The organism is uncultured Phenylobacterium sp. (genome assembly GCF_902826855.1).
Lineage (GTDB): Bacteria > Pseudomonadota > Alphaproteobacteria > Caulobacterales > Caulobacteraceae > Phenylobacterium.
This window is the reverse complement of sequence record NZ_CADEGK010000207.1, coordinates 1-7,645: the sequence shown is the minus strand read 5'-3', so window position 1 is coordinate 7,645 and position 7,645 is coordinate 1. Positions and strand designations below refer to the sequence as shown.

The window sequence follows — 7,645 nt, the reverse complement described above, 5'->3', positions numbered from 1 at the left end:
ACCGTACCGGCTCGCGCCTTTCCGACCAGGCCGACGTTCGAGTGGAACCCAGCCCAGCGCTAGAGCGGCCGGCACCAACTCCCCTCGGATGCCGGCCATCATCGCCTTCGGCGCGACCCAGCCCGGTCCGTGTCGTCGCTTCTTGGGTTTGGCGCGCTTCGCTGGCCGAGACCACGAAAGCACCCACCGTTCAAGTTGGGTCGTTAGCCAGGAATTCATGGTAGCCAATCTGGCCAAAGGGATATGCCACGACGGCTCCGACGTCTCGGGGCAGGAAGTGGTCGACCCGGTAGCGATCCCCAAATTGGTTGTAAGCTTCGTTCTGATTACTACTCAGGTCACGAACTCTCGTTCCGAACTTCTGCTCACTCATCCAGGCCTCAGGATTACCCTCGTCCAGCACAGTGACCTTCCCACTCTTTAGTTTTACCCGCGCGCCCCCGGGCACTGGATCTCGGAAGTTGGCTCTCGTCCGAACTCGCCCAGCAAAGTCGCCCAGATCGCCCTTCGCCACAGGCGGAAGCCCTTCGCTGTAGGCGCGTCCAGCAAGCCCGAACGGCGCGGCCGCGTAGCCGCCAGCTAACGCCGCTCGGCTAGCGTCCCTCCAGTCGACAGAGCGCCCCTCGAGCGCATCCTGGACGATTGAGGTCGTCGCACCGCCGATCGCACCCGCTTGTCCCGGCCGCCCGCGAGCGGAGGCGAGAGCTGTTGCAGCGCCACCTAAGGCGGACCCTACATAGTCGCCAACAGAGCCCAAGCGCCCGTTCTGAACGTCCGCCGCGGCTTGGCTGAGGACGCCTCCGCCTGCGCCGACGCCGCCCAGAACAGCAGCTTCTCTTGCGATCATCGGCGCGGCCTGGGCGATGCGAACGCCTCCTGCAAGCGCAGCATCAACAGGCCCCAAGGCGACGAAGCCCAGGCCCGTGCCGGCAATCTCGCCGACCGTCCGTGCGGTCCGGTAGTTCTTCGCATCATACTGATCGCGTGCCTGCTCTGTGGCCCAGCGGCTTCGCCAGGCATCACCAAGATCGGCGCCCCGGGCCGCGTCGATGAGAGCCCGTCCACCGGCGTGGGCGCGATCACCCAGCCCCAGTGTGAATGCATCCTGCGCGCCCCTGGCCATCGCCAGCGCCTGATTGACGCCCTGCCGAACCACCGACTTCGGGGCGGGCTGCGACGCCTGCCGCGACGGACTGGCGGTCGAAGTGGAACGCTTCTGAACTCCCGCGGAGCGCCTCGACGGCTGTGGCGAAAGCAGCTCCGACCCGAGACGATTGACCTCGGACTGAGTGCGCAGAACGAGATCTCGCCCTGTTCGGATGGCATCGCCGTAAGCCCTGTGCGCTGCGGCCTCGGCCTCTCGACCAAGGTTCGCGACTTCCCGCTGCCGTCGCTTCACGAACTCGTCCATGGTTTCGAGCACGCCACCACGCGCAGGCCTATAGCCAGCCATCTCAACCCCCTCTGCCATCCCTGAAAATGGGTCTCAGTACGCCGCGAGCGCCGTCGCCCCACCAAAACCAAGCCTCTCACACGGAGCCTAAAGAAGTCAAGAACAAAGAGAGAACTGAGTTGTGGATGCGGCCACCGCGGCAAACGGTTCAGCGCGCTCCTCGCTTTTCTGCGGGCAGCCTCTGTGCGGGATGCGCGGCGCCGCGCCGGCTAGGTGTCGTGGTCGGGGTGTTGCAGGTTTACGATGCTGGCCAGGTGGGCCGCGGCCTTCGGCTCGGTCGGCTCGTGGGTGGGCAGCGCCGGCAGGTCGTCGAGCCAGGGCAGCTTGCTCGGGCTGCTCAGCTGTTCGGTCGGGCGCGCCGCCGCCGGGTCGTCCAACGCGCCGATCATTACCGACATCAGGCCGCCGACATGCTCCCAGGTCAGCGGCGTGCCGCAGGCTCCGCAGAAGCCGCGCCAGACCTTGTTGGAGCTCTGGAAGCGCTTGCGCTCGCCGCGCGTCCAGGTGAGGCCGTCCAGAGCGACGTAAGGGCCGAAGAGGCCACCGGTGGCCTTCTGGCACATGCGGCAGTGGCAAAGGCTCGCCTCGCCGAGCCCCTCAGCCCGGAACCGGACCGCGCCGCACTGACAGCCGCCGGTGATCATCACGCCACCTCCATCGCCAGGGTTTGCGCCAGCACCCGGCGGCCATCATGGCCGGTGACACGCAGCCCAGCCACCTGGCCCACTTCGGCCTCGCCGGCGAAGGCGATCTCGGTGAAGTCCTCGGCGCGGGCCACGCCCGGCCGCTCCACCAACCCCATGAGCGTGCGCCCGACCTGCCGCTGCAGGTGCCGCGCCAACGCCGCGCCGCCCGCCGCCCGCAGCCGCGCTGCGCGCGCCTTCACGACGTCGCCTTTCACGGCGGGCATCCGCGCGGCCGGCGTGCCGGGCCGGGCGCTGTAGGGGAACACGTGCAGGAAGGCGAGGCCGGCCTCGTCGACCAGCTTCAGGGTGTTCTCGAACATCGCCTCGGTCTCGGTGGGAAAGCCGGCGATGAAGTCCGCCCCGAAGGCCGTGTCGGGTCGCACGGCGCGCACGTCCGCGACGAGCTTCAGCGCATCGGTGCGGCTGTGCCGGCGCTTCATCCGCTTCAGGATCATGTCGTCGCCGGCCTGCAGTGACAGGTGCAGGTAGGGCATCAGCCGGGGCTCGTCCTTCAGGCAACGCAGCAGGTCGGCGTCGATCTCGGCGGCGTCGATGGAGGAAAGCCGCAGCCGGGGCAGCTCCGGGACCAGCTTCAGGATCCGCGCCACCAGCTGGCCCAGGGTGGGCTGGCCGGGCAGGTCGGCGCCCCAACTGGTCACGTCGACCCCGGTGAGCACCACCTCGCGGTAGCCCTGGGCGGCCAGGCGGCGGACCTGCTCCACCACCTCGCCAGCCCCCGCCGAACGCGAGTTCCCGCGTCCATAGGGGATGATGCAGAAGGTGCAGCGGTGGTCGCAGCCGTTCTGGACCTCCACATAGGCCCGCGCCCGGTCCTTCAGCCCGTCGATGAGGTGCCCGGCGGTCTCGCGCACGCTCATGATGTCGTTGACGCGCACGCGCAGCGGTTCTGCGGTCGGCAGGTACGCGCCGGCCTGGCCCTTCTCCGCGTTGCCCAGCACCAGGTCGACCTCGGCCATGGCGGCGAAGGCGGCGGGGTCGATCTGGGCCGCGCAGCCGGTGACGATGAGCCTTGCGCCCGGCCGTTCGCGGCGCGCCTTGCGGATCGCCTGACGGGCCTGGCGCACCGCCTCGCCAGTGACGGCGCAGGTGTTGAACACCACCGCATCGCTGAGGCCGTCCTGCGCGGCGCGCGCACGGATGACCTCGCTCTCGTAGGCGTTCAGGCGGCAGCCGAACGTGACGATGTCGACGTCGGGGCGTTCAGGGCTTGGCGCCGACATGACTCTTGTCCCTGCTGGTGATGATGCGGAAGGCGACCCCGCAGAGGTTGCGCCGCTCTACGGGCCCGTGCACGCGGGAATCCACAGCGTTGTCGCGGTTGTCCCCGAGGACATACCAGCCATCGGCGGGCGCCTGGGTGGCGGCGACGTTGTCGGCCGGGCCGTCCGGCCCATCGTCGAGGGTCAGGTACCGAGCGCCGTTCGGCAGCGTCTCGCGCACCAAGACGGCCGCCGGCGCAAAGTCGCGCGGCTGTTCGCCGACGCCATGCTGCGCGACCGGCCTGCCGTCGATGTAGAGCTGGCCCCGGTTCATCGCCACGACCTGGCTCGGACCGGCGACGATCCGGTGCAGATAGGGGGCCGGCGACCCGTCGCGTCGGTAGAGCGCCACGTCGCCTGACCGTGGCTCGGCACGGGCGCAGAGGGCGCGAGCGCCCCGCACGGCCACGATGTCGCCGTCGTTCAGGGTAGGCGCCATCGAATCCGCAGCGAAGGCGTAGAAGGCGTGCGGCCAGTAGGCGCGGAAGAGCTGCAGGACTGTGAGCACGGCCAGGCTGGCGGCGGCATAGGTCAGCGCGTGACGCAGCCGCGACCCGCTCTTCGCCGGCGCATCCTCGGCCATCCATGCGGCATGCACGCCCAGCCCGACGGCCAGACATAGCGCGAGCACGATGACGCCGGGCAAGCCAAGCCGGTAGATGCCGGGAGGAAAGGCGACCGTCCATTCGGTCAGCGCGACGGCGGCGAGCAGCACGGCGGCAGCGAAGACGGTCGCCGCGCGCCACGCCCCCACATAGGCATACCCCGCCGGCGGGAAGATCGCATTCAGGGCCAGCGCCACCTGCCACATGCGCGGCCGCGGCATGGACGGGTGCGACGGGTCGGGCCGTTCGCTCAAGGCAGCTCGCCCACGTAATCCACGGCCGCAGGCCCGGTCATCACGACGTGGTCGTCGTCGCGCCACTCGATGAACAGCTCACCGCCGTCCAGCACCAGGGTCGCGGCGCGGTCGGTCAGGTCCCGGCGCGCCGCCGCCACCAGGGCCGCGCAGGCGCCTGTCCCGCAGGCCTTCGTCAGACCCGCGCCCCGCTCCCAGACCCGCAAGCGGATGCGGTCGCGGCCGACGATCTGGGCGAAGCCGGCGTTGACGTGTTGCGGGAACAGCGGGTGGCGTTCCACAACCGGCCCGATCCTGGCGATCGGGACCGACTCGGCGTCGGGTACGAAGAACACGACGTGCGGGTTGCCCATGGAGACGCACCCCGGCGGCGCCATCAGGTCGGCGTGGTCGTAGAGCACGACGCCCAGCGCCCGGGTGTCCTCTTCGCGGCTGAGCGGGATTTCGCGCCAGTCCAGCCCGGGCTCGCCCATGTCGACGCTGACCAGACGCTCGCCGGCGCGGGTGGCGATCAGGCGGCCGGCGGCGGTCTCGATCACCGCCTCGTCCTTGCCGGACGACTGCATCAGGAGCCAGCCGACGCAGCGCGTGCCATTGCCGCACGCGGAAACCTCGTCGCCATCGGCATTCCAGAATCGGGCGCGCGCGTCGACCCCAGGCGCGGCTTCGATGACGATGAGCTGGTCGCAGCCCACGCCGCTCGTGCGGTCGGCGATGGCGCGCACCTGTTCCGCCGTTGGGGCGAAGGGCGCGCTGCGGGTCTCGACGACGACGAAGTCGTTGCCGAGCCCGTTCATCTTCAGGAACGGACGGCTCATGGGGGCGGCTATATAGGGTAGAACCGCCCTGAAGGCACGCGGTGGCGCGGGAGCGCGGAGTGTCGCGGCTCAGGTCCGCTCGATCGCCGCGGCGGTGTCGCGTTCGATGGCGCCGGTGATCTCGGGACCGAGACCGAGGGCGTGCGCCAGCTGGGCGAGATAGATCCGCTCGGCGCCCGAGACGCCTTCATCGGCGCGCACGATCGCGAAGGCGAGCATGTAGAGATCGCGGCGCTCGGCGTCGGCGGTGACGCTGTCCACGATCTCGGCGAGCGGCCGCCGCACGGTCAGTTCGTCGTGCGCGATCGCCTCGACGCCGGCATCGCGGGCGTGCTGCAGGATGGCGCTGCGCTCGGTGTCGCTCATCGCGCCGTCGGCGTTGGCGGCCGACACGGCGAGGCGCACGATCCGCGTGACCTCGGGTGGCGCCGTCGCCGCCGCGGACTCCGCGCCGGGCACGGGCGGCGGCGCCGACGACGGCATTCCCCCCGTCATGGGCGGCACCGGAGGCGCGGCGCCGCCGGCGGGCGCGGCGGCAGCGCCGGTCTTCTGCGCCTGCATCGTCTCGTAGACGCCCCACGCCACACCGGCCGCGGCGAGCAGGGTGCTGGCCGAGAGCAGGCCGCTCTTGCCACCGACCACCTGCACGACGCGACGGGCGGATTTGCGGCCGGAGCGGCCGAGCGCGCCGCGCACGAACATCTCGAGAAGTTGATCGCCGTTCAGGGTGGGCACCCTCCTGCTCCAAGAATACTGCGGGCCGGCCGCAAAGGTTCCCGGACTGCTATGCTGTCGGCCACCATCGTGCGTCGTCCCCCACACTCTCGTGCCCGTGTGTGCGCGCTGCTCGTGATGCTCGCGACCGCCGCAGCCGCCGCCCAACCGCCATCAGCCACCGCCGGACGCCTGAAAGTCGCCACCGGCACCGTGTCGATCGTCCGCGGCGCCGACGTCCAGCCGGCGACGGCGGGCGCCGAGCTGCGCGAGTCCGACATCGTGCGCACCGGCGCCGACGGCCGGGCGGCGATCATGCTGAAGGACGAGTCGCGCCTGTCGCTCGGGCCCAACACCGAGCTGGCCCTCGCCCGCTTCGCCTTCGCCCCCCAAGACCAGCAGCTCGCCCTGACAGTGCGGCTCACGCGCGGCGTGCTGTCGTACGTCTCGGGGATCATCGCCAAACTCGCGCCCGAGGCCGTGCGGCTGCAGACGCCGACGTCGGTCATCGGCGTGCGTGGCACGCACGTGCTCGTGCGCGCGGAGGCGCCATGACGAGCGTCGAGCACTTGCGACGCGCGGTCGTCGCCGCCGCCCTCGCGGCCGGCGCGGCGTGTGGTCCCGTGCCGCCCCCCGTCCAGCCCGCGGCGCGGGATCTCATCGTGCTCGCGCCGCATCCCGAAGGCGACGCCCTCGGCGCCGCCGCCGTCACCGCCGGTCCGCAGACCGTCGACCTCACGCAGGTGAACGAGGGCGTGCGCTCAGTGGCCGGCCAGCCGCTGCCGCCGCCCGCCGTCCTGCCCGCCGCCGAGGTGACCCGCCTCTTCGGCGACGCGCTCGCCGTCATCCCGCCACCGGCCCGTCGCTTCCTGCTCTACTTCGCGCTCGGCTCGAACGACCTCACGCCCGAGTCGCGCGCGCTGCTGCCAGAGATCCTCGCCCTCGTGAAGGAACGGGGGCAACCCGACGTGTCGGTCGTCGGGCACACCGACACGACCGGCGCCGCCGCGGCCAACGTCGACCTCGGCCTCAGGCGGGCAACGCTCGTGCGCGACCTGCTGGTCGGCTCCGGGCTCGGCGCGGACCTCGTCGAGGTCGCCTCGCACGGCGAGACCAACCCGGTCGAGCCGACGCCCGACAACACCGAGAACGCGCGTAACCGGCGCGTCGAAGTGACGGTGCGGTGAGACTGCCGGGCCGTGCCGCAGCGGGGCGCGCCGTCCTGCCGGCCGCCGCGGCGGCCGTCGTCGCCGGCATCATCGTGCTCGCGGCGCCGGGCCTCCTGCGCGTTCTCGACCGCGCCGCGCTCGACACGTTCATCCGGCAGACGCCGCCGCCCGCCCCGTCGCGCGACATCGCCATCGTCGCCATCGACGAGCCGAGTCTCGCCGCGCATGGCCAGTGGCCGTGGCCGCGTGACCTCGTCGCCCGCCTCGTCACGGCACTCGCCGACCGCGGCGCCTCCGTCGTCGCCTTCGACGTCATCTTTCCCGAGCAAGACCGCCTGGGCGCGCCAGGCGTCCGTCCAGGCGACGCCACGAGCACCGACGCGGCCTTCGCTGCCGCGATGACGCGGGTGCCCGTCGTCACGGGCTTCGCCCTGACGTTCGAGACCACGGCATCGTCGGCCATCCCGTGCGCGTCGCGCACGCCGCCGATGATTCGACAGCGCACCGAGACGATGACGAGCCGCCTCTTCGCGGCCACCGGCGCCATCTGCGACATCCCGGAGATCGCGTCGGCCTCCGCCTCGGCCGGCACGATCAACGTGTCGCCCGACGAGGACGGAATGCTCCGCCGCCTTCCCGCCGTCACGGCGTCTGCCGGGCTCGTGC

Annotated in this window: 9 protein-coding genes; 3 read left to right on the top strand and 6 right to left on the bottom strand. The window is 71.3% G+C overall.

Translation table 11 applies throughout. The annotated features are described in order from the left end of the window. Positions 1-190: 190 nt before the first annotated feature. The 6 genes from QZV94_RS20850 to QZV94_RS20825 form a co-directional block, all read right to left on the bottom strand. Entirely contained in the window at positions 191-1,411 is a 1,221-nt protein-coding gene (locus QZV94_RS20850; protein WP_293681429.1) for a hypothetical protein, read from the bottom strand. Between the two features lie 251 nt (positions 1,412-1,662). Next, positions 1,663-2,097 (bottom strand): GFA family protein, encoded by a 435-nt coding sequence (locus QZV94_RS20845; RefSeq protein ID WP_293681426.1) that lies wholly within the window; start codon positions 2,095-2,097, stop codon positions 1,663-1,665. Beyond that, positions 2,097-3,380: a tRNA (N(6)-L-threonylcarbamoyladenosine(37)-C(2))-methylthiotransferase MtaB gene (gene mtaB, locus QZV94_RS20840; RefSeq protein ID WP_367255011.1), complete on the bottom strand. Its 1,284-nt coding sequence runs from the start codon at positions 3,378-3,380 to the stop codon at positions 2,097-2,099. Before mtaB ends, QZV94_RS20845 begins: the two co-directional genes overlap by 1 nt. Beyond that, positions 3,361-4,278, bottom strand: a complete 918-nt coding sequence (lepB, locus tag QZV94_RS20835; RefSeq protein WP_293681423.1) for a signal peptidase I — start codon at positions 4,276-4,278, stop codon at positions 3,361-3,363. Before lepB ends, mtaB begins: the two co-directional genes overlap by 20 nt. Continuing rightward, positions 4,275-5,096 (bottom strand): diaminopimelate epimerase, encoded by an 822-nt coding sequence (gene dapF, locus QZV94_RS20830; RefSeq protein WP_293681420.1) that lies wholly within the window; start codon positions 5,094-5,096, stop codon positions 4,275-4,277. The genes lepB and dapF overlap by 4 nt, the downstream gene beginning before the upstream one ends. Before the next feature lie 69 nt (positions 5,097-5,165). Continuing rightward, positions 5,166-5,831 carry a DUF533 domain-containing protein gene (locus QZV94_RS20825; RefSeq protein WP_293681417.1) on the bottom strand — a complete coding sequence of 222 codons (666 nt, stop codon included), beginning with the start codon at positions 5,829-5,831 and terminating at the stop codon, positions 5,166-5,168. A gap of 51 nt (positions 5,832-5,882) precedes the next feature. Between QZV94_RS20825 and QZV94_RS20820 the strand changes: the two genes are divergently transcribed. From QZV94_RS20820 to QZV94_RS20810, 3 genes are all read left to right on the top strand, one after another. Next, positions 5,883-6,365 carry a FecR family protein gene (locus QZV94_RS20820; RefSeq protein ID WP_293681414.1) on the top strand — a complete coding sequence of 161 codons (483 nt, stop codon included), beginning with the start codon at positions 5,883-5,885 and terminating at the stop codon, positions 6,363-6,365. Continuing rightward, complete coding sequence (locus QZV94_RS20815; RefSeq protein WP_293681411.1) at positions 6,362-6,997, top strand: OmpA family protein; 636 nt, start codon at positions 6,362-6,364, stop codon at positions 6,995-6,997. The genes QZV94_RS20820 and QZV94_RS20815 overlap by 4 nt, the downstream gene beginning before the upstream one ends. Then, on the top strand, positions 6,994-7,645 hold a 652-nt coding region (locus QZV94_RS20810; RefSeq protein WP_293681408.1), incomplete at its 3' end, for a CHASE2 domain-containing protein. The genes QZV94_RS20815 and QZV94_RS20810, both read left to right, overlap by 4 nt.